Genomic DNA, 20,206 nt, shown 5'->3' with positions numbered 1-20,206 from the left:
GGCGATCTGACCCCCTACCACAACTGGCGAAAGCCAGTCCCAGGACCGCGCAACCATCCCTGAAAGACACCAAATCGGAGCCCGACCGCCTCAACGGTCGAGTTCTTCGGGAAACCTGCGCATCGATTGCCGGATGCGCGCGCGTGTTGGAGTGATGCAGTGTTCTCTCAAGCAAAGATCATCCTGACGGCAAGTGCCCTTGCCATGTGCCTCCTGGGGCCGGCGATGGCCGCCGACCTTTCGCCCGCCTACAATGATCCCCCCGCGTTCCAGTGGAGCGGCGCCTATGTCGGCGTGCATGGCGGCACGGCGTTCACCGGGATGCCGAACCCGTTTGCCGGCAGGAATGGTCTCAGCGGCGGCTTTCAGGCCGGCTACAACCAGCAGATGGGTCCAGCGGTTCTCGGTGCCGAGATCGAGGGCTCCTATCTGGGTGGCGCCGAGCACGACGTCCGGGGCGGCAAGATCAAGGAAAAATGGCGCGGTGCCGCCAAGGCCAAGGCCGGCTTGAGCTTCGACCAGACGCTGCTGTTTGGAACCGGCGGCGTCGCCATGACCAAATTCGACAAGGGCGACAAGGTGAACGATATCGACGGATGGAAACTCGGCTATCTGGTCGGCGGCGGCATCGAGCAGGGTTTTGCCGGCGGCCTCTCGGCCAAGGTCGAATATGACTATGTGCGCACCCCAGGCGTCGAAACGACGTCCGCCCTGGGCAAATCCAAGGCGACGATCGGCAGCCATGAACTGAAGGCCGGCATCAACTACCGGTTCTAAGCAGGCCATGGGTTCCGCCGAACCTGTTCTGTATTTTGCTTGAACGACCTTGCGCGGCGCCCGGATGCAACGGGACCGCGCAATTGCTTTGCCTCCATCCGCACCGTCATCGACGCGTGTCGGCAGACCGCATTTGTGTGCCAGGTCCTGCGTAATGCCGATGCAATCTTCACGTCCTAAAGCGCGTCGCATCGAAACGGATCATGCGGCCCGCTTCAGGTTTTGTTTTGTGCATGTCGTTGTCCCAAACCGGGACCGCTTTTGGGCGACATGCATTCGGTGCCGCGGATGACCTTGATGACGGGAATCGGATATGTCCAAACGCAGCGCAAACCATCTGGTGTGGATCACAAAGGCGTTCTTCATCGCGATCGTGCTGGCGCTGACGGGATGCGCCTCCGACATCATGAAGAACTACATCGGGCAACCGGTCGAATCGGTCATTCTGGACTACGGGCCGCCGACCGCCGTCGTTGATCTCGGCCGGGGCGAGCGGGCGTATCAGTGGCGGAAAATATCCACCAATGCGGTTTCCGGAAGCTCCAGCGGCGAAGTTCGCCACACAAAACACGGAACCGTCTACGAAGAAACCGAAACGCCTGGCTATATCGAGCGCCAGGAATGCTTCTATACGTTCTATGCCCGCGCCTCGGGCGGCAGATGGTTCATCACCAATTTTCGTCAACCGAAGCTGGAATGCGAATGATTTGCCACAGCGTGCCGGCTGCCTGTGACGGAGAGTGCGCATGCGCATCCTGCTGATCGAGGACGAGCCGGAAATGGCCTCGGTGCTGAAGACCGCGCTCGAGCGCCAGGACATCATCGTCGACCATGCCGCGACACTGGCGGATGCCGAAGCCGTGGCGCGGCTCGGCCACCATGACGCGGTGGTGCTGGACCGCCGGCTGCCGGATGGCGATGGCCTCAGCCTGATCCCGCGCCTGCGGGCCTTGCATCTGGACGTGCCGGTGATCGCGTTGACGGCGCTCAGCGGGCTCGACGATCGCGTGGCGGGGCTCGACGCCGGCGCCGACGACTACATGGTCAAACCGTTCGCCACGGTGGAACTGGTCGCCAGGCTCAATGCCTTGCACCGGCGTTCGTTCACCACGCGTGCCAATCAGGTGATGGTCGGCCGCCTCACCTATGATTTCCGCCATCGCGAGGCGCTTGTCGAGGACCAGGCGCTGGAACTGCCGCGGCGCGAACGGCTGGTGCTCGAAACGCTCATCCGCAGGCCGGGGCGGACGATCATGCGCGGGGCGCTGGAAGAAGCCGTCTATGCTCTCGACGACGAGATCGGCTCCAACGCATTGGATGCGCACATTTCGCGGCTGCGTCGCAAGCTCGACGACGTCGCTGCCGGCATCGAGATCAGGGCGATCCGCAACCTCGGTTATCTCTTGCGGGCCGCCTCGTGAAGAAGCCGCGCACGCGATCGCTGCAATGGGTGCTGGTGCGGCGGATGATCCTGTTGCAGGCGGCGACGCTTCTTGTCTTCATCGTGCTGTGCGCGGCCGCGCTGTGGATCGCCGATCCACGGCTTCTTGTCGACAACGAGGCTGCCGTCGCCACCCTCAAGGATGCCGTCGATCGTGACGGCAACGGCAGATTGATCGTCCATGAGACCGATGGGTTGCGTTCGTTTCGTGAGGGTTTCCCAAATGTCTGGTACATCATCCGCGACAACAACGGCCAGAGCATCCGCTTCGGCAACATACCCGACGTCTACACCAGGAATTTTGGCGATCTGCTGGGCCAGGTCGATCACGCCACCGTCGGTTTTTCCGAAGATGATTTGAGGCCGGAGGCCTATCTCGAAAGGGTTTCGACCAAGGCTGGCACGGTTCAGATCATTGCCGCGACGCGATCGTCACGGGAAGAGACCGACGGCCTCGAAGTCACCATTTCGGCCACCATCGACGTCGCCAAGAACCCGGACGGCAGCAGGAACTGGGAGAAGGCGCTTCCCGCTCTCGCGGCCATCATCGTCATCCTGCTGCTGCCGATCGTCCTCGTCATGGGAGCCACGACCCTGGTGACGACGCCAGCCGTCGTGCGCCGGTCGTTTGCCGGCCTCGTCGACACCGTCCAGCAGGCCGCGCGCATCGACATCGGCACCCGTGCGATGCAGCTGCCGGTCAAGAATGTGCCGCAGGAGATCGCCCCGCTGGTGCATGCCTTCAACCAGACGCTGGCGCGCCTCGCCCAGGGCTATGACCGGCACAACCGCTTCCTCACCGACGCCGCGCACGAACTGCGCACGCCGATCGCCATCCTGCGCACGCGCGCCGAATTGCTGAAGCAGGAACCGCAAAGCGCGCGCCTGCTGCATGACATCGAGCGCCTGTCGCATCTTGCGCAACAGCTGCTCGACCACCAGCTGCTCGACCGCCCGGCGGACCAGCGCCAGATCATAGACCTCTGCGATCTTGTCGGCCGGGTCGCCGCCGACTTCGCCCCGCTCGCCATCGAAGCAGGCTACGATCTTGCCTTCGAGCCGCCAGCCAACAAGGTCCATGTCGAGATCAACGTGCTGCAGATCGAGCGGGCGCTGGCAAATCTCGTGCGCAATGCCATCGATCATGGCGGCGGTTCCGGCACGATCACCATAGCGATCGATGAAACCGGCGGCGTCGAAATCCGCGACGAAGGCCCAGGCATTCCAGCCGATGAGCACGAGAACGTTTTCGAGCCCTTCTACCGACTGCGGCCGCAATCGCGCGGCGCGGGCCTGGGATTGAACCTTGCCCGGCAGATCGCACTGCTGCACGATGGCTCCATCCGGATATTGGCCGGCTCCTGGCAAGGCGCCCGCATCCGCATGGAGTTGCCGGTTCGGGCGGTGGCCGCGTGCGGCAGAAATGATGGCCGGCCCACGGTTGCGGCCGATCCCGCTGGCTTATCTGTTTTCTAACCAATTGCCGCTATTCCCAATCGGATAGCGGGAGCAAGGCTTTGGTGGAGACGGAGAGAAACACCGCGCGACGCGGCGTCATGCTGTCGGTGGTCATCCCATGCTACAATGAGCTGGATGGCGTGGCCGAACTGCATCGGCGGGTAACGGCCGCATGCCTTGGGCAAGGCCCTTCCTACGAGATCGTCCTTGTCGTCGATGGCGCGACCGACGGTACGCGCGAGGCCATTCTGCAGCTGGCCGAAAAGGACGACCATATCGTCGCCATCGACCTTGCCCGCAATTACGGCCACCAGATCGCGTTGAGCGCCGGGCTCGAATTCTGTCGCGGCCAGCGCATTCTCATTCTCGATGCCGACCTGCAGGATCCGCCTGAACTGCTCGGCGCGATGATGACGAAGATGAACGAAGGCTTCGATGTGGTCTACGGCCAGAGGCTGACGCGCGATGGCGAAAGCTGGTTCAAGCTCGCCTCCGCATCCATGTTCTATCGCTTGCTGCGCCGGATGGTCGACGTCGACATAGCCCCGAATACCGGTGATTTCCGACTGATGAACCGGCGCGCGCTCGACCATCTGAACGCGATGCCAGAACGTTACAGGTTCATTCGCGGCATGGTGAGCTGGATCGGGCTGAGACAGGTGGCTTTCCCCTATGAGCGGCACCGCCGCTTTGCCGGCACCACCCACTATCCGCTGAAGAAAATGCTTCTTCTGGCGGTCGACGCCATGACCAGCTTCTCCATCGTGCCCTTGCGGTTCGCCTCGCTGCTCGGAATGATGTTCGGGCTTCTGGGGCTGGTCGTGCTCGGCTACACGCTGCTCGAATGGTCGGTCGGAAACGTGTTGCCCGGCTGGACCAGCCTCGCCGCGATCGTGCTGATCCTCGGCAGCGTCCAGCTTATGGTGCTTGGAATCTTCGGCGAGTATCTCGGGCGCATGTACATGGAGACAAAGCGGCGGCCGCTCTACTTCGTCAACGAGATCGTTTCGCGCAGCCAGGCGGTGGAGGACGGCGAATTGCCGGTCCATCGCCTGCAGGAGATGGCAAAGAGGGCCGCACGTGCTTGAGGCGGAATTCGACCAGTTTGCGCGGGAATATCAGGAGCAGCATGCCGCAAGCATAAGGCTGAGCGGCGAAAACCCGGATTTCTTCGCCAGGTACAAGATCGACGACGTCGCCGCGACGCTGCGGCGGGCCGGTGTCAAACCGCGACGAATACTGGATTTCGGCGCCGGCGTCGGCAATTCGCTCGGCCATATGCGCGACGCGTTTCCCGACGCGGAGATCACCTTGCTCGATCCTTCGCGGGAATCGCTCGACATCGCCAGCAAGCGCTTTCCCGGCCAGGCCGCCTTCACGCATTTCGACGGCAAGACAATTCCCTTTGCCGACGGCAGCTTCGACCTGGCCTTCGCGGCCTGCGTCTTCCACCATATCCCCGAGAACCTGCAGATCGGACTGTTCGCCGAGATCGGCAGGGTGCTGGCCTATGGCGGCAGCTTCTTCGTCTTCGAACACAATCCTTGGAACCCGCTGACCACGCACGCGGTGAGGAACTGTGCCTTCGACGAAAACGCGGTTTTGATAAATTCGCGCGAGATGCGCGGGCGCATGGCCGAGGCGGGCCTTGCCAATACGAGGATCGTCTACCGGATTTTCTTTCCTCGGATGCTTGCGAGACTGAGGCCGTTCGAGCGCTTCCTCACCAAGGTACCTGTCGGAGCCCAATATTTTGCGCATGTGGTCAAGCCTGCCGTTTGACTTCCCGAGGATGCTGCGATTTGGCGCCGTCGGTCTGTTGAACACGGCGCTGGGATACGCGGTCATTCTGGCCGGGCTTGCGCTGGGTCTGGGCGACATCCTTGCCAACGCCACGGGCTATGCCGCCGGCCTTGTCCTCGGCTTCTTCCTCAACCGCCAATGGACCTTCAGCAGAGCCGATGGCTTCAAGCCCGGGACCGCGCTGCGCTATGGGGGTGTCTTTCTGGTCGCCTACAGCATCAATCTGGCCGTCGTAATCGCCGCCCGTTCAGCAGGCATCGTCGAAAACCCGCTGGTCCACCTCGCGGGAATCTGCGTCTATTCGGTTGTTTTCTATCTTGGCTCGGCTCGCTTCGTGTTTGTGGGGCGTGGGGACGACAGCACCGACCGCACAGTTCGGGTGGCCGACAAGCCTCGGCGGCAGCCCGCCAATCCAACACCTTGAACACCCAACTGTCACCGGAACCGATTAGAGGCGGCGCAGCATGAACGACGCTCAGGCCAGTGCGGCGGCCGCGACATACAACGAGCGGAGCAGGCTGATCTTCTGCCTGCTCGCGGCCTTGGCGATGGCGGGTGCGTTGGGTGCCCAGGCAGGCGCCACCCTGCAGGATCCCGACAGCTGGTGGCAAGTGAAGGTCGGTCTGGATTTCCTGACTAACCGGACATTTCCGGCCGTCGATCCCTATTCCTACACGTTTGCAGGCCAGCCCTGGATTGCCAAGGAATGGCTGGGGCAGGTCCTGCTGGCTCTTGCCTACCGGGCGGGCGGCTGGAACGGGGTCGTCACCGCGATCATCGCCTCGATCTCCCTGACGGTTTTCCTGATGGGGTGGTTTCTCAGCGCATGGCTGAAACCGATCCTGGCGATTACACTGGCGTTCGCGGCGGTGTTCCTGATCAACCCGATCTTCACGGCGCGTCCGCATGTCTTCACCTTCCCGATCATCGTCATCTGGACAGCGGTCCTCTTCGGTGCGGCAAGGGAAGAACGGGCGCCGCCCTGGTGGCTGCTTGTGCTGGTCGTATTATGGGCGAACCTGCACGCCACCTTCACCTTGAGCTTCGTCATCGCGGCTTTCGCCGGTCTCGATCTGCTGGCGCGCACGGGCCTGTCGAAACCGTCCCTGCTGGCGAAGTGGATCGCGTTCGGCCTGCTTTGCCCGCTGGTAAGCCTGATCCACCCCTACGGCGTCCAGGCCATCCTCGCGACGCTCGCCGTGGCCTACGGCAATGAGGCGGTGTCGCTGATCATGGAATGGAAACCGTTCAGTCAGCCGGACAGTCCTGTCCAGGAAGCGGCGATGCTGCTCGGACTTTTCGGGCTTCTGGTGTCCCGGTTGCGAATTGGCTGGGCCAAGGCGTTGTTCGTCGTCTTCACCTTGCATGTCTATCTCGCCCATGTGCGCTTCATGTATCTGTTCTTCCTGCTGATTCCGCTGGTGATGGCGGCCGAGGTCGCACAGCAATATCCCTCGCTTTCAGCCACCGCATGGCTGGCCGAAAAGCGCGACGGGCTGGAGAGATTCTTCGCCAGGCGGTTCTACGCCATCTGCGGCACGGCAGCCGTTCTGCTGATCGGCGGGGTCGCCGTGCTCGGCAGCGCCTATCAGGTCGCGCCGAGCCCGAAGACATCGGCCAGCGGGGCGCTGGCCTTCGCGCAAAGCCATCATCTGTCCGGCAATGTGTTGAATTCCTACAATTTCGGCGGCACGCTGATTTTCCATGGGTTCAAGACCTATATCGACGGACGGACGGACCAGCTGTTCCTGGGCGGCTTCACAAAGAGCGACAACGACACCGGACGCGGAGACGGCAAGCCGCTCCTCGAAGCCCGCCTGAAGAAATACGCAATAGATTGGGCGCTGCTGTCGGCCGACGACAGCCGGATTCCCTTCTTCGACCAGTTGGGCTGGAAACGGGCCTACTCGGACGATTACGCGGTAATCTATCTGCCCAGCGCCTGATCCTGTGCGTTCCTGGCGGATTTCGCGACAGCCAATATATGCCTTGACACCCATGTTGCAGCGCAGCAAAATTGCTGCCTGAGGGTAAGCCTGTGAGACCGACGAGCCGGGATTTTCAGCACGACCGAAGGCATCGCCGCATGAGCGTGTCGGGTGCGGCCGCACGGATCATGGTGGTCGCGCGCGAGCCGGCCGGATGAACTACCGGCGCGACATCGACGGCCTGCGGGCCGTTGCGGTGCTGCCCGTCGTGCTCTTCCATTTCGGCGTGTCCGCCATTCCTGGCGGCTTCACCGGTGTCGACATCTTCTTCGTCATATCGGGCTATCTGATCAGCGGCAGCCTGCTCGATGATCTTGAGCGGGGCCAGTTCTCGATCGGCCGCTTCTACTGGCGCCGCGCCCGGCGCATCCTGCCGGCGCTGACCTTCGTCATCCTGCTCGCGAGCATTGCCGCCTGGTTCATCCTTCTGCCTTCGGATCTCCACGAATTCAGCCTTAGCGTGATCGCCGCCGCGACCTTCTGGTCGAATATCTATTTCTGGAGAACGATGAACTATTTCTCCATCGACGCAGAACTGCGGCCGCTCCTGCACACATGGTCGCTTTCGGTGGAAGAGCAGTATTATATCTTCGCGCCGATCCTGCTTTATCTGATCCACCGATACGTCTCGAAGCGCTGGCTGACGGTACTTCTGCCGATGGCCGTCGGCAGCTTTGCCCTGGCAGTCATAGCAACCTCGCTGGCACCGACGGCAGGCTTCTATCTCTTGCCGACGCGCATATGGGAGCTGGCGCTGGGCGCCATGCTGATGTTGCGGAAGCCTCCGGTCCCAGCCGGTCGGCTGGCGGTGGAACTGATCGGCCTCGCCGGCTTTGCCCTGATTGCGTTTGGCTTTGTGATGATTTCGGACAGCGATCCGTTTCCCGGCTACAATGCCCTATTCCCCTGCATCGGAACAGCACTGCTGATCTATGCTGGCCAGGATAACGCCGACAGGCCGGCACCTGTCGCCACTCGCGTGCTTCGGTTGGCGCCGCTGGTCTGGGTCGGCCTCATTTCCTATTCGCTTTACCTCGTCCACTGGCCGATCAACTCGTTCGTCCATTATCTCTCGCTGAAGACCGTCGGTGTGCCAACGATTGTCGCGATGACGGTGGCCAGTTTCGCCTTGGCGGCATTCTCCTGGAAATATGTCGAGCAGCCCTTCCGCCAGAAACGAGCCTATACCGCACCGCTGCCTATCTTCGCTTTTTCGGCGACGGCCATCGCGCTGCTGTGCGCCGGTGGTTTGGCCGGTGCACTGGGCAACGGTTTCCCGCAACGGTTCCCGGACTTCTCGACCGAACGTATCCGGGTCGGCGACTGGCGCAACGGCATCTGCTTCAACGAAAACGGGACCCGCATCGAAGACTGGAATCTCGCCGACTGCACCCGTACAACGGGCTTTGCCACCGATGTGCTGCTGTGGGGCGATTCTTTCGCTGCCCATTATGTATCGGGACTTGAGCCCAACGCCCAGAAAATCCAGGCCAATGTCATCCAATACACCTATGCCGGCTGTCCGCCCGACCTGACCTATTTTTCCTATGCTCGGCCCGCCTGCACCCGCTTCAACGAACGGGCCTTGTCGATCATTCGCGACGCAAACATCCAGGCGGTGATCCTGAGCGGCCGATGGACCGACTACCAGGCCAGGGGCTTCGACGGCCTGCAGAAGACGATCGACCGGCTTCGCGAGATGGGGGTCAAGGTCTATACCGTCGGCCAGTCTCCGGAATTCATCGCCGACGTCCAGAAGATCGCTTTCTTGGTGAAGCGGGAGCATGCCGGAACCACATCCTGGCCTATGGCTATGGATCCGGGCATCAACGCACGGGTTCTGCCGTTCACCAAAGGGGCCGATTTCATAGATCCGCTGACGTATCTGTGCGACTCGGCCGGTTGTTCATACGCCGACGCCAAGACCAATGAATTTCTCTACTTCGACTATGGCCACTTCTCTTCCGCCGGCGCGACGCTGGCCATCTCGAAATACTGGCCAAGTTTCGCCACCAGCGACAAGGCCGCGAAGGCAAACCGGCAATTCACGGCCGCAGGCGCGCCGTGATCCGCAGCACGACGGCGTCGTGCCGAAACGGACCGCTTTGCGATTGCCCGAAGGCCAACCCTCATGCTAACGAGGGCGCACGCGGGTATGATGTAATGGTAGCTTGTCAGCTTCCCAAGCTGAACGCGCGGGTTCGATTCCCGCTACCCGCTCCAGCCTAAGGCGTCAGAACCATTTCAGCGCCTGCCTGTTCGTCGAACACAACCGAGCAGCCTCTCGCCAGCGCCACCGTTGCGAGGGCGTTTGCCGCCGCGTCATCCGATGAAACGAAATCGCCGGTTAACACCCGCAATTCTTCCACGCCTTCAGCCATGGACACGAAATTGCCGACCGATCGATCGTGCTTGCAGGCCTCGATCACGCAAAGCAGGTCGATGATTTCGAAGCTGCGCATGTTCAGCCTCCAGAAGAAATCGTCCCTTGCAAGATCATGAACGCATCGGCGGGAAATAATGTTCCCAGTTCGCTTTCGCTGGCCTCGGCCTGGCGGCGCTTTCGCCGGAGAAGCTTACCTGATCCAGCCATCATCCCACTTCCCTCAGAATGAAGTCGTGCAGCATCTTGGCGGCCGGCGACAGCGCGCGATTCCTCACCGTGATCAGGCTGTAGGGCCTGACCTCGATGTCGAATTCGGTCTGGACGACGTCGATGGCGCCGGCCAGCCCGTCAGGGTTCTGGATGAATTTCGCCACCTGGACAGAGACCGGTGCGATGGCATCGGATTGCGCGACCATGACCAGGGTCAGGAGCAGCGAACTGGTGTTCAGGATACGGTCCGGCAAAGCGATGTTGCGGTTGAGGAAGTTGCTCTCCATCGCCTGGCGCAAGGGCGAGCCGCCAGACTGGAAGACCCAGTCATAGGCGGCGGTGTCTTCCAGCCGCACCACGCTGCCCCTGGTGAGCGGGTGGCCACGGCGCACGATCAGGCAGGCCTTCTCGACGCCGATGACGCGCGACTCGAACAGCCGCGGATTAAGGTCGTCGGGGATGCGCGCGATGATGAAGTCATGGCGCGTGGCGATCAGCTCGCGTGCCAGCACATTGGAGGTCTCGACCTGCATGGTGATCTCGATGCGCGGATAGATGCGGCGGATTTCACGAATTGCCGGCACCGCCAGCTCGATTGCCGGCGCGGTCACGGCACCCAGGAAAACCGAACCACCCTTGCCCGCCTTGAGCTCGGAAATCTCGCGGTCGACCTCGCGCATCTCCAGCAGGATCGAGCGCGCCCGCCTGGCCAAAGCCTTGCCGTATGGCGTCAAGGTGATGCCGCGCGGCAGCCTCTCGCACAGCTTGACCTCCAGCACCGCCTCCATCTCTGCGATCATGCGCGAGGCCGCCGGCTGCGAAATGTTCAGAACCTGGGCTGCCGCGCTGACCCGGCCATGGTCGTCGAGCGCGACGATCATGCGCATGTGACGCAGACTGAGACCGCTGCGCAGCAGGGTTTCGCCATCGCCCGGTGCTTCTCTGTAATCATCTGAAGCTGTTGTCGGATTCGCTGGCCGCGCCATCGCTTTCCCTGCCTTCTGCTCGTGTACGACCGACATCAGGGTCAGCCCGTCACGCCGCAATACATATACCAACCATGATATAGCAACCATCAAAGATCGCATTTGACAGTTATGGCAAAGACCCACACCCTCCGCGCGTTCCAAGACGTGACGGTCGCCGACGAGAAAAATCGTATCGATTGAATCAGTGTCTCGGGGCCATGGGAGGATACCGGAGATCGATATGACGGCAGCGGTGCCTTGGCGCTTCTGCACGATTGCGCGGCCCGCGACCCCCGGGGTGCCGCGTCCATCAAACAGGGAGAGTTAAAGTGAAAATCATCAAGACACTGGCCGCCGTCGCGGCCCTTGGCATCGCTGCCATGACCTACTCGGCGCACGCAGCCGACAAGGGTCTCGTCGGCGTGCTGATGCCGACCAAGACCTCGCAGCGCTGGATCAATGACGGCGATGCCGTCAAGTCCCAGCTCGAGGCTCTCGGCTACACCGTCGACCTGCAATACGCGCAGGACGACATCCCCAACCAGCTCAGCCAGCTGGAAAACGAAATCACCAAAGGCCCGAAGGCGCTGATCATTGCCTCGATCGACGGCACCACCCTGTCGGATGCTCTGCAGAAGGCCGCTGATGCGGGCGTCGTCGTCGTCGCCTATGACCGCCTGATCAAGAAGACCGCCAATGTCGACTACTACACCACCTTCGACAATTTCGGCGTCGGCGTGATCCAGGCGAATTCGCTGGTCAAGGGCCTCAAGGAACGCTTCCCGAACACCAAGCCGTGGAACGTCGAACTGTTCGGCGGCTCGCCCGACGACAACAACGCCTTCTTCTTCTACAATGGCGCCATCTCCGTCCTGCAGCCGCTGATCGACGACGGCTCGATCAAGATCAAGTCCGGCCAGACCGGCATGGACAAGGTCGGCACGCTGCGTTGGCTCGCCGCCACCGCCCAGGCGCGCATGGACAATCTGCTGTCGGCCAACTATTCGGACGGCAGCCGCGTCGATGGCGTTCTTTCGCCCTATGACGGCCTGTCGCGCGGCATCACCGCCTCGCTGCGCGCCGTCGGCTACGGCACCGAGGCTCAGCCTTGGCCAATCGTGACCGGTCAGGACGCCGAGACCGCTTCGGTCAAGCTGATCATCTCGGGCGAGCAGTACTCGACCGTGTTCAAGGACACCCGCGAACTGGCCAAGGCCACCGTCGAGCTCGTCGACAAGGTGCTCTCGGGCGGCAAGCCGGACGGACTCGATGAAAAGACCTACAACAACGACGTCAAGGTCGTTCCCTCGATCCTGTTGACGCCGCATGAAGTCGACAAGTCGAACTACCAGGCGCTGGTCGTCGACTCCGGCTACATCAAGGCCGACGAACTGAAGTAATCCCGGTTACAAAGTCAGGGGGTCCTGCGCAACGCAGGGCCCCTTTTCGTTCACCAGCGAGCCCGGTATTGTCACCGACCTCGCCGGCAATATTTGCCGAGCTCTCAAGGAGCGGTAGTCCCCATGGCCCCGACGATTTTGGAGATGCGCGACATCACCAAGACGTTTCCCGGCGTGAAGGCGCTGTCGAACGTCAATCTCAGCGTCGAGGAAGGCGAGATCCACGCCGTGGTCGGCGAAAACGGCGCCGGCAAGTCGACGCTGATGAAGGTGCTGTCGGGCGTCTATCCCTCCGGCACCTATGACGGCCAGATCATCTTCCAAGGCCAGGAATGCCAGTTCAAGGGCATCCAGGACAGCGAACACAAGGGTATCGTCATCATCCACCAGGAGCTAGCGCTGGTGCCGATGCTGTCGATCGCCGAAAACATCTTCCTCGGCAACGAGCACGCGAAATTCGGCGTCATCGACTGGGACGCCAACGAGGAGCGCACCAGTGCGCTGTTGAAGAAGGTGGGCCTCAAGGAGGACCCCAAGACGCTGATCACCAATATCGGCGTCGGCAAGCAGCAGCTGGTCGAGATCGCCAAGGCGCTGAGCAAGGAGGTCAAGCTCCTGATCCTCGACGAGCCTACGGCATCGCTCAGCGAAAAGGACAGCCAGGCGCTGCTTGACCTGCTGCTCGAATTCAAGCGGCAAGGCATGACCTCGATCCTGATCTCGCACAAGCTCAACGAGATCAACCGGGTCGCCGACAAGGTGACGGTGATCCGTGACGGGCGCACCATCGAGACGCTGGCCAAGAAGGACATCTCCGAAGACCGCATCATCACCTCGATGGTCGGCCGTTCCCTCGACGACCGCTATCCGCCGCGCGAGCCTGATATCGGCGAGATCGTGTTCGAGGTGAAGAACTGGTCGGTCTATCACCCGCTCCATGCCGAGCGGCAGGTGATCAAGGGTATCGACATCAATGTGCGCAAGGGCGAAGTGGTGGGCATTGCCGGGCTGATGGGCGCCGGCCGCACCGAATTCGCCATGAGCCTGTTCGGCCGCTCCTACGGCCGCCGCATCACAGGCGAGGTGCTGCTCAAGGGCAAGCCGATCGATGTGTCCTCGGTAAGCAAGGCGGTCCAACACGGCATCGCCTACGTCACCGAGGATCGCAAGACCTACGGGCTCAACCTCATCGACCATATCAAGCACAACATCACGCTGGCCAATCTCGGCGGCGTGGCCCGCCACAGCGTGATCGACGACATGCGCGAGCTCGCCGTTGCCAACGACTATCGCAAGAAGACCAATATCCGCGCTTCCAGCGTCTATCAGTTGACCGGCAATCTTTCCGGCGGCAACCAGCAGAAGGTGGTGCTGTCGAAATGGCTGTTCGCCGACCCGGACGTGCTGATCCTCGACGAGCCGACACGCGGCATCGATGTCGGCGCCAAGTACGAAATCTACACGATCATCGCGCGACTCGCCTCGGAGGGTAAGGCGATCGTGGTCATCTCGTCGGAAATGCCGGAATTGCTCGGCATCACCGACCGCATCTACGTCATGAACGAAGGGCGCATCGTGGGCGAAATGCCCGCCGCGGAAGCAAGCCAGGAAAAAATAATGCGCGCCATCGTTCGTGGAGAAGGAAAAGCAGCATGAGCACCGAAAGCGCCCCCGCCCCGCACGGCAATGTCGCCGAAGAGCAGCGTCCACGCATCGCCGTCTCGGCGCTGGCGACGAACCTGCGCGAATACGGCCTGATCATCGCGCTGATCGTCATCATGCTGTTCTTCCAGTTCACCACGTCGGGAACGCTGTTCAAGCCGGTGAACCTGAGCAACCTGGTGCAGCAGAACTCGTTCATCATCGTGATGGCGCTGGGCATGCTGCTGGTGATCGTTTCCGGCTATATCGACCTCAGCGTCGGATCGGTCGCCGGTTTCATCGGCGCGCTGGCGGCAAACATGATGGTCATCTGGCAACTTGGACCGCTCAGCAATCCGCTGGTGGTTTCGATCATCTGCCTAATCGTGGGCGGCCTGATCGGGGCGGCGCAAGGCTACTGGATCGCCTATCACAGAATACCGAGCTTCATCGTGACACTGGCCGGCATGCTGATCTTCCGCGGCATCTGCCAGGCGCTGCTGGGCGGCGGATCCTCGGTCGGTCCGCTTCCCGACGACTTCAAAATGCTCAGCTCGGGCTTCATCCCGGATGTCATCGGCCCGCTGACGCTGATCCCGCCGACGGTGAACGCGGCCGGCAAGACCATCATGGGCAGCGGCCTGACGCTGCACATGACGACGATCGTGCTGGGCCTGATCGCCGTGCTGGCCTATGCCTATTTCGGGGTGAGGACGCGTCGCAAGCGCGAACGCCATGGCTATGAGGCCGAGCCCTTTGCCCTGTTCGTCGTCAAGACGCTGGTCGCCAGCGCCCTGGCGCTGTTCCTGGTCTATGAGTTCGCCAGCTACAGAGGCCTGCCGGTCGTGCTGCTCGTCATGGGCGTGCTGATCTCGCTGTTCGTCTTCGTCACCAAGCGCATGACCATCGGCCGCCGTATCTACGCCATGGGCGGCAATGCCAAGGCCGCGCAGCTGTCAGGCATCAACACCGAGCGGCTGACGCTGATGGTGTTCATCAATATGGGCGTTCTGTCGGCGCTCGGCGGCCTGATCATCGCGGCGCGACTGGGACAGGCGGTGCCGGCCGCGGGCCTCGGCAGCGAGCTCGACGTCATCGCCGCCGTCTTCATCGGCGGCGCCTCGGCGATGGGCGGCGTCGGTCAGGTCATCGGCGCGGTGGTCGGCGGCTTCATCATGGGCGTGATGAACAACGGCATGTCGATCATGGGCGTCAATGTCGACTGGCAGCAGGTGGTCAAAGGCCTGGTGCTGCTCGGCGCCGTGATCTTCGACGTCTACAACAAGAACAAGGCTTGAACGGACTTAAGAGCAATTCCAGGAAAAGTGTGAAACGGTTTTCCGCCCGGAATTGCGCCAAGACAATGAGTTAGAGCGGTTCGCCGTTTCCGTGAAACGGTGAACTGCTCTGGTCGAGGAAAGCAGGAGGCATACGATCGCGACGCTGCCGGCAACCCGCCGGTAACAGAAGTCCCTGAGGGACCAGGCCCGCGAGCGCAATCCGAACTGAGAATTTAAACCGTGGCATGGACGAGGTCCCGGCCGCGCTGAGCAAGGTTTGCCGTTTTGGCAGCCCTGCCAAGGCAAATGAGAGAGGATTCATCATGCTGATCTCCCAGATCCTTGACGACGCCGAGACCATCCGCGTCGTCGCCCGCAATGGCGGCAAGACCCGGATCATCAATGGCGCCCGCAGCGTCTATTCGCTGGCGATGGAGGCCGCCCGCACCGGCGTCGGCCTCGTCGCGCTGATCGAACGCAAGGGGCTTGGCGAGACGGTCGATCTCGAGGCCGCTTACAAGAAGGGGCGGCTGCTGTCGCCGATCAATCACCCCGATCCGGCGCATCTGCACCTGACCGGCACCGGACTGACGCATCTCGGCTCCGCCGCGACGCGCGATTCCATGCACAAGAAACTGAGCGCCGACGGCGAGGAGCAGCTCACCGATTCCATGAAGATGTTCCGCATGGGGCTGGAGGGCGGCAAGCCGGCGAAAGGCCAGATCGGCGTGCAGCCGGAATGGTTCTACAAAGGCAACGGCACGATGGCGGTGGCGCCAGGCGCCGCACTCCTGTCACCGGCCTTTGCCAAGGACGCCGGCGAAGAGCCCGAAGTCGCCGGCATCTATGTCATCGGCGATGACGGCGCACCATTCCGCGTCGGCTTCACGCTGTCGAACGAGTTTTCCGACCACGTCACCGAGCGCGTGAACTATCTGTTCCTCGCGCATTCCAAGCTGCGCAACGCCTCGTTCGGGCCGGAGATCCTGATCGGCGACCTGCCGTCCGACATCCGCGGCACCTCGCGCATCGTGCGCGACAGCGAGGTGCTGTGGGAAAAGCCGTTCCTGTCCGGCGAAGCGAACATGTCGCACACCATCGCCAATCTCGAACATCATCATTTCAAATACGCGGCTTTTCGCCAGCCGGGTGACGTGCATGTGCACATGTTCGGCACGGCGACGCTGTCCTTCGCCGACGGCATCACGACCGAGGCCGGCGATGTCTTCGAGATCGAGGCCGGGGATTTCGGCCTGCCGCTGCGCAACCCGCTCGAGATCGAGCAGCCGGTGAAGGTGGCTGTGAAGGCGCTTTGAGAGCGCGCCTTTTCCTTCTCCCCAAGTGGGAGGTGGATCGGCGCGTTAGCGCCGAGACGGATGAGGGGTGTTCCAGCGGAGTGAAACGTTGGCGTTCCCTGGAACACCCCTCATCCGTCGCCTCCGGCGACACCTTCTCCCACAAGGGGAGAAGGAAAAAGGCGCCTCTGCCTCAATAAATATCGAAGTCGAAATACTTGGCCTGGATCTTCTTGTAGGTGCCGTCGGCAACGATCGCGTCGATGGCCGCGTTGAGCTTGTCGCGCAGGGCCGTGTCGTCCAGGCGCACGGCGATGCCGGCCTGGGTCTCGGTGCCCTTGACGTCGCCGACCAGCTTGCAGCAGCCGTCGCTTGCTTTCTTCAGCCAGTCCATCAGCACGAACTTGTCCGAGATCACGGCGTCAAGACGACCGTTGGTCAGGTCGGTGATCGCCTCTTCCTGGGTGGGATAGAGTTTGGCCTCCGCGCCCGCCTTGCCATATTCATTCTGGGCATAGTCGGCCTGCGTGGTCGAAGCCTGGGCACCGACCGTCTTGCCGGCAAGGGCCGCCGGTTCGGTCGAGGTGAGATCGGTGTCCTTCGGCGCCACCAGAGCCAGCGGTGTCGTATAATATTTGTTGGTGAAGGCGACCTGCTTCTTGCGCTCCTCGGTGATGCTCATCGAGGCGATGATGGCGTCGAATTTCTTGGCCTGCAAAGCGGGAATGATGCCGTCCCAGTCCTGGGTAACGATCTCGCATTCGACCTTCATCTGCGCGCACAGCGCATTGGCGATGTCGATGTCGAAGCCTTCGACCTTGCCGTCGGCGGTAATGGTGTTGAACGGCGGATAGGCGCCCTCGGTGCCGATCTTGATTTTCTCCGCCGCCTGCACCGACAGAGAGCCGGCCAGTGTTGCCAGCATGGCAGCGCCCGCCGCCGATATGACCCATTTCGAAAATCGCATTTTCTTGGTTCCCCTTGAACGCCGCCAGCTTGACGGGCGGCAAGGCAGCCAAGCATGGCGAGCCGGTACAGGCAAGTATTTTGCCTTGGGGCAATGAGGGTCAGCGCGCGGCGCGGAAATGCTTGGACAGCTTCAGGCCCTGCGCCTGGTAGTTGGAGCCGAGATCGGTGCCGTAGAGCGCCTGCGGCCGCTTCAGCATATGCTCGTAGACCAGCCGGCCGACGATCTGGCCGTGGTCGAGGATGAACGGCACTTCATGGCTGCGCACTTCCAGCACCGCCCGGCTGCCGGTGCCGCCGGATGCGGAATGGCCGAAGCCCGGATCGAAGAAGCCGGCATAATGGACGCGGAATTCGCCGACCAGCGGATCGAAGGGCGTCATCTCGGCGGCGTAGAGCGGCGGCACATGCACCGCCTCCTGGCTGACGAGGATGTAGAATTCATCGGGGTCGAGCACCAGTTCGCCGGCGCCGCTCTTGTGGATCGGTTCCCAGAAGTCGACGACTTCCTGGGCCGCGCGCTTGTCGACATCGACGAGGCCGGTGTGATGCTTGCCGCGATAGCCGACCAAGCCGCTTTGATCGCCGTTGAGGTCGATCGACAGCGCGATGCCGCCGCCGGAAATGTTCGGCGGCTCGGTGGCGACAAGCATCTGCGTGCGATGCAGGTCGTGCAACTCGGCTTCGGAGAGCAGCGCATTGCCGGTGCGGAAACGGATCTGCGACAGGCGCGACCCGGTGCGGACGACGATCGGGAAGGTGCGCGGGCTGACTTCCAGAAAGAGCGGGCCATGATAGCCGGCCGCGATCTTGTCGAACTCGTGGCCGCGATCGGTCATGACGCGGGTGAAGATGTCGAGCCGTCCGGTCGAACTCTTCGGATTGGCCGAGGCTGAAATGTCCGCCGGCAGCGCCAGGCTTTCAAGCAGGGGCACGATGTAGACGCAGCCGGTCTCCAGCACCGCGCCCTCGGCCAGATTGATCTCGTGCAGCTGCAGCCGGTCGAGCTTTTCCGAGACCTTGTGATTGGGGCCGGGCAGGAAGGAGGCGCGCACCCGCCAGGCCTTGTCGCCGAGCCTGAGATCGAGGCTGGCCGGCTGGATCTGGTCGGTGTCGAGCGCACGCGCCGACTTCAGCGCGCCGGACTGGAGCAGCGCCGATATGTCCTGGTCGGGAAGAATGCCTGTCTGCCGCAAGGCTCCACTCCTGCTTGGTACAAACCTCTTAATGAAGCCGGCAATTGACGCAAGCGCGGTGCGGGTCTAAAGGGTCGTTATCCCGTGGTGATTTGGCCGGTCGGCTTGCAGCCACGTTAAACAAGTCGCTAAAGGACCGTCGGGCCGCAAGGCCGTATGGACCGGTTGCGACTTTCGCGGCCGGTTTTTTTGTGTCTGGAAGAAAAGCGATGAGCACCAAGAAGCGCAACTGGAAGCCTCAGACGGCACTCGTGCACAGCGGAACGCTGCGTTCCGGTTTCGGCGAAACGTCAGAAGCGATCTATCTCACCCAAGGCTATGTCTACGAAACGGCGCAAGCCGCCGAAGCCCGTTTCAAGGGCGAAGAGCCGGGTTTCATCTATTCGCGCTACGCCAATCCGACCGTCGACATGTTCGAGAAGCGCATGTGCGCGCTGGAAGGTGCGGAAGACGCGCGCGCCACCGCGTCGGGCATGGCCGCGGTGACGGCCGCCCTTCTGTGCAGCGCCAAGGCCGGCGACCATATCGTGGCGGCGCGTGCGCTGTTCGGCTCCTGCCGCTGGGTGGTCGAGACGCTGGCGCCGAGATACGGCATCGAGGCGACGCTGGTCGACGGCACCGACATCGCCAACTGGGAAAAGGCGGTCAAGCCGAACACCAAGCTGTTCTTCCTGGAAAGCCCGACCAATCCGACGCTGGAAGTGGTCGATATCGCCGCTGTCGCTTCGCTTGCCAATTCGATCGGCGCCAGGCTGATCGTCGACAATGTCTTCGCCACGCCCCTACAGCAGAAGCCCTTGCAGCTCGGCGCCCATATCATCGTCTATTCGGCGACCAAGCACATAGACGGCCAGGGGCGCTGCCTCGGCGGCGTCATCCTGTCGGACAAGAAGTGGATCGACGAGAACCTGCACGATTATTTCCGCCATACCGGCCCAAGCCTTTCGCCTTTCAACGCCTGGACGCTGCTGAAGGGCCTGGAAACGCTGCCGCTGCGCGTACGCCAGCAGACGGAAAGTGCCGGCCGGATCGCGGATTTTCTGGCCGAACGGCCGGAAATCGCGCGCGTCATCTATCCCGGCCGCGCCGACCATCCGCAGGCCGACATCGTCAAGAAGCAGATGTCGGGCGGCTCGACGCTGATCTGCCTGGACGTCAAGGGCGGCAAGCAGGCGGCCTTCGCCTTGCAGAACGCGCTCGACATCGTCCTGATCTCCAACAATCTCGGTGACGCCAAGAGCCTGATCACCCACCCGGCGACGACGACGCACAAGAATCTCAGCGACGAGGCGCGCGCCGAGCTCGGCATCGGGCCGGGCACGCTCAGGCTGTCGGTTGGCCTGGAGGATGCCGACGATCTGCTCGAGGACATCGCGCAGGCGCTGAAGGCCAGGTAG

General features: G+C 62.2%; 18 protein-coding genes, 1 tRNA gene and 1 riboswitch. Of the genes, 15 read left to right on the top strand and 4 right to left on the bottom strand.

Features of this window, described 5'->3' with window-relative positions:
* Window positions 1–159: 159 nt before the first annotated feature.
* The 10 genes from P3C39_RS19750 (at window position 160) to P3C39_RS19705 (ending at window position 9,690) form a co-directional block, all read left to right on the top strand.
* Window positions 160–777, top strand: coding sequence for an outer membrane protein (locus P3C39_RS19750; RefSeq protein WP_127368325.1), 618 nt, complete (start codon window positions 160–162; stop codon window positions 775–777).
* Between the two features lie 313 nt (window positions 778–1,090).
* Complete coding sequence (locus P3C39_RS19745; RefSeq protein WP_275954042.1) at window positions 1,091–1,483, top strand: hypothetical protein; 393 nt, start codon at window positions 1,091–1,093, stop codon at window positions 1,481–1,483.
* Window positions 1,484–1,523: 40 nt separating this feature from the next.
* Window positions 1,524–2,198 (top strand): response regulator transcription factor, encoded by a 675-nt coding sequence (locus P3C39_RS19740; protein WP_013533623.1) that lies wholly within the window; start codon window positions 1,524–1,526, stop codon window positions 2,196–2,198.
* A complete protein-coding gene (locus P3C39_RS19735) occupies window positions 2,195–3,694 on the top strand; it encodes a HAMP domain-containing sensor histidine kinase (RefSeq protein ID WP_127368326.1) in 1,500 nt (499 codons plus the stop codon). Before P3C39_RS19740 ends, P3C39_RS19735 begins: the two co-directional genes overlap by 4 nt.
* Before the next feature lie 80 nt (window positions 3,695–3,774).
* Entirely contained in the window at window positions 3,775–4,764 is a 990-nt protein-coding gene (locus tag P3C39_RS19730) for a glycosyltransferase family 2 protein (RefSeq protein ID WP_181172679.1), read from the top strand.
* Entirely contained in the window at window positions 4,757–5,458 is a 702-nt protein-coding gene (locus P3C39_RS19725) for a class I SAM-dependent methyltransferase (RefSeq protein ID WP_275954043.1), read from the top strand. Before P3C39_RS19730 ends, P3C39_RS19725 begins: the two co-directional genes overlap by 8 nt.
* Entirely contained in the window at window positions 5,436–5,903 is a 468-nt protein-coding gene (locus P3C39_RS19720; RefSeq protein WP_063170021.1) for a GtrA family protein, read from the top strand. Before P3C39_RS19725 ends, P3C39_RS19720 begins: the two co-directional genes overlap by 23 nt.
* Window positions 5,904–5,943: 40 nt before the next feature.
* Window positions 5,944–7,425, top strand: a complete 1,482-nt coding sequence (locus P3C39_RS19715) for a hypothetical protein (protein WP_064995694.1) — start codon at window positions 5,944–5,946, stop codon at window positions 7,423–7,425.
* Window positions 7,426–7,621: 196 nt separating this feature from the next.
* Entirely contained in the window at window positions 7,622–9,535 is a 1,914-nt protein-coding gene (locus P3C39_RS19710; RefSeq protein WP_275954044.1) for an acyltransferase family protein, read from the top strand.
* An 81-nt stretch (window positions 9,536–9,616) separates the two neighbouring features.
* Window positions 9,617–9,690 (top strand) — tRNA-Gly (locus tag P3C39_RS19705).
* A gap of 2 nt (window positions 9,691–9,692) precedes the next feature.
* On the opposite strand, the gene P3C39_RS19700 is transcribed toward P3C39_RS19705, so the two are convergent.
* On the bottom strand, window positions 9,693–9,929 hold the full coding sequence (locus tag P3C39_RS19700) for a hypothetical protein (RefSeq protein WP_024503153.1): 237 nt from the start codon (window positions 9,927–9,929) through the stop codon (window positions 9,693–9,695).
* 130 nt (window positions 9,930–10,059) lie between these two features.
* Window positions 10,060–11,049, bottom strand: a complete 990-nt coding sequence (locus P3C39_RS19695) for a LysR family transcriptional regulator (protein WP_275954045.1) — start codon at window positions 11,047–11,049, stop codon at window positions 10,060–10,062.
* Window positions 11,050–11,360: 311 nt separating this feature from the next.
* Between P3C39_RS19695 and chvE the strand changes: the two genes are divergently transcribed.
* The 4 genes from chvE to araD1 all read left to right on the top strand — a co-directional run bounded on the left by chvE (window position 11,361) and on the right by araD1 (window position 16,668).
* Entirely contained in the window at window positions 11,361–12,431 is a 1,071-nt protein-coding gene (gene chvE, locus P3C39_RS19690; protein WP_027161715.1) for a multiple monosaccharide ABC transporter substrate-binding protein, read from the top strand.
* Between the two features lie 123 nt (window positions 12,432–12,554).
* The gene (gene mmsA, locus P3C39_RS19685) at window positions 12,555–14,087 is read left to right on the top strand and encodes a multiple monosaccharide ABC transporter ATP-binding protein (protein ID WP_013533633.1); all 1,533 of its coding nucleotides are present in this window, start codon (window positions 12,555–12,557) and stop codon (window positions 14,085–14,087) included.
* The gene (gene mmsB / locus P3C39_RS19680) at window positions 14,084–15,370 is read left to right on the top strand and encodes a multiple monosaccharide ABC transporter permease (protein ID WP_275954046.1); all 1,287 of its coding nucleotides are present in this window, start codon (window positions 14,084–14,086) and stop codon (window positions 15,368–15,370) included. The genes mmsA and mmsB overlap by 4 nt, the downstream gene beginning before the upstream one ends.
* 305 nt (window positions 15,371–15,675) lie before the next feature.
* Window positions 15,676–16,668 carry an AraD1 family protein gene (gene araD1 / locus P3C39_RS19675; protein ID WP_013533635.1) on the top strand — a complete coding sequence of 331 codons (993 nt, stop codon included), beginning with the start codon at window positions 15,676–15,678 and terminating at the stop codon, window positions 16,666–16,668.
* Window positions 16,669–16,840: 172 nt separating this feature from the next.
* On the opposite strand, the gene P3C39_RS19670 is transcribed toward araD1, so the two are convergent.
* A complete protein-coding gene (locus P3C39_RS19670; RefSeq protein ID WP_024503157.1) occupies window positions 16,841–17,614 on the bottom strand; it encodes an ABC transporter substrate-binding protein in 774 nt (257 codons plus the stop codon).
* A 100-nt stretch (window positions 17,615–17,714) separates the two neighbouring features.
* Window positions 17,715–18,809 (bottom strand): 2'-deoxycytidine 5'-triphosphate deaminase, encoded by a 1,095-nt coding sequence (locus P3C39_RS19665; protein ID WP_063170016.1) that lies wholly within the window; start codon window positions 18,807–18,809, stop codon window positions 17,715–17,717.
* 74 nt (window positions 18,810–18,883) lie between these two features.
* A riboswitch (SAM riboswitch) is annotated at window positions 18,884–18,961 on the top strand.
* Between the two features lie 57 nt (window positions 18,962–19,018).
* Here P3C39_RS19665 and P3C39_RS19660 point away from each other — a divergent pair.
* Window positions 19,019–20,206 (top strand): O-succinylhomoserine sulfhydrylase, encoded by a 1,188-nt coding sequence (locus P3C39_RS19660; protein ID WP_275954047.1) that lies wholly within the window; start codon window positions 19,019–19,021, stop codon window positions 20,204–20,206.

It is taken from the genome of Mesorhizobium sp. XAP4 (assembly GCF_029269325.1).
In the GTDB taxonomy this organism is placed as follows: Bacteria; Pseudomonadota; Alphaproteobacteria; order Rhizobiales; family Rhizobiaceae; genus Mesorhizobium; species Mesorhizobium ciceri.
This window is presented reverse-complemented; position numbering and strand designations above follow the sequence as displayed.

Coding starts and splice junctions, on each gene's coding strand:
- P3C39_RS19745 (WP_275954042.1), top strand. CDS start 1,091: ATGTCCAAACGCAGCGCAAACCATCTGGTGTGGATCACAAAGGCGTTC.
- P3C39_RS19740 (WP_013533623.1), top strand. CDS start 1,524: ATGCGCATCCTGCTGATCGAGGACGAGCCGGAAATGGCCTCGGTGCTG.
- P3C39_RS19730 (WP_181172679.1), top strand. CDS start 3,775: ATGCTGTCGGTGGTCATCCCATGCTACAATGAGCTGGATGGCGTGGCC.
- P3C39_RS19720 (WP_063170021.1), top strand. CDS start 5,436: ATGTGGTCAAGCCTGCCGTTTGACTTCCCGAGGATGCTGCGATTTGGC.
- P3C39_RS19715 (WP_064995694.1), top strand. CDS start 5,944: ATGAACGACGCTCAGGCCAGTGCGGCGGCCGCGACATACAACGAGCGG.
- P3C39_RS19710 (WP_275954044.1), top strand. CDS start 7,622: ATGAACTACCGGCGCGACATCGACGGCCTGCGGGCCGTTGCGGTGCTG.
- P3C39_RS19700 (WP_024503153.1), bottom strand. CDS start 9,929: ATGCGCAGCTTCGAAATCATCGACCTGCTTTGCGTGATCGAGGCCTGC.
- P3C39_RS19695 (WP_275954045.1), bottom strand. CDS start 11,049: ATGGCGCGGCCAGCGAATCCGACAACAGCTTCAGATGATTACAGAGAA.
- mmsA (WP_013533633.1), top strand. CDS start 12,555: ATGGCCCCGACGATTTTGGAGATGCGCGACATCACCAAGACGTTTCCC.
- mmsB (WP_275954046.1), top strand. CDS start 14,084: ATGAGCACCGAAAGCGCCCCCGCCCCGCACGGCAATGTCGCCGAAGAG.
- araD1 (WP_013533635.1), top strand. CDS start 15,676: ATGCTGATCTCCCAGATCCTTGACGACGCCGAGACCATCCGCGTCGTC.
- P3C39_RS19670 (WP_024503157.1), bottom strand. CDS start 17,614: ATGCGATTTTCGAAATGGGTCATATCGGCGGCGGGCGCTGCCATGCTG.
- P3C39_RS19660 (WP_275954047.1), top strand. CDS start 19,019: ATGAGCACCAAGAAGCGCAACTGGAAGCCTCAGACGGCACTCGTGCAC.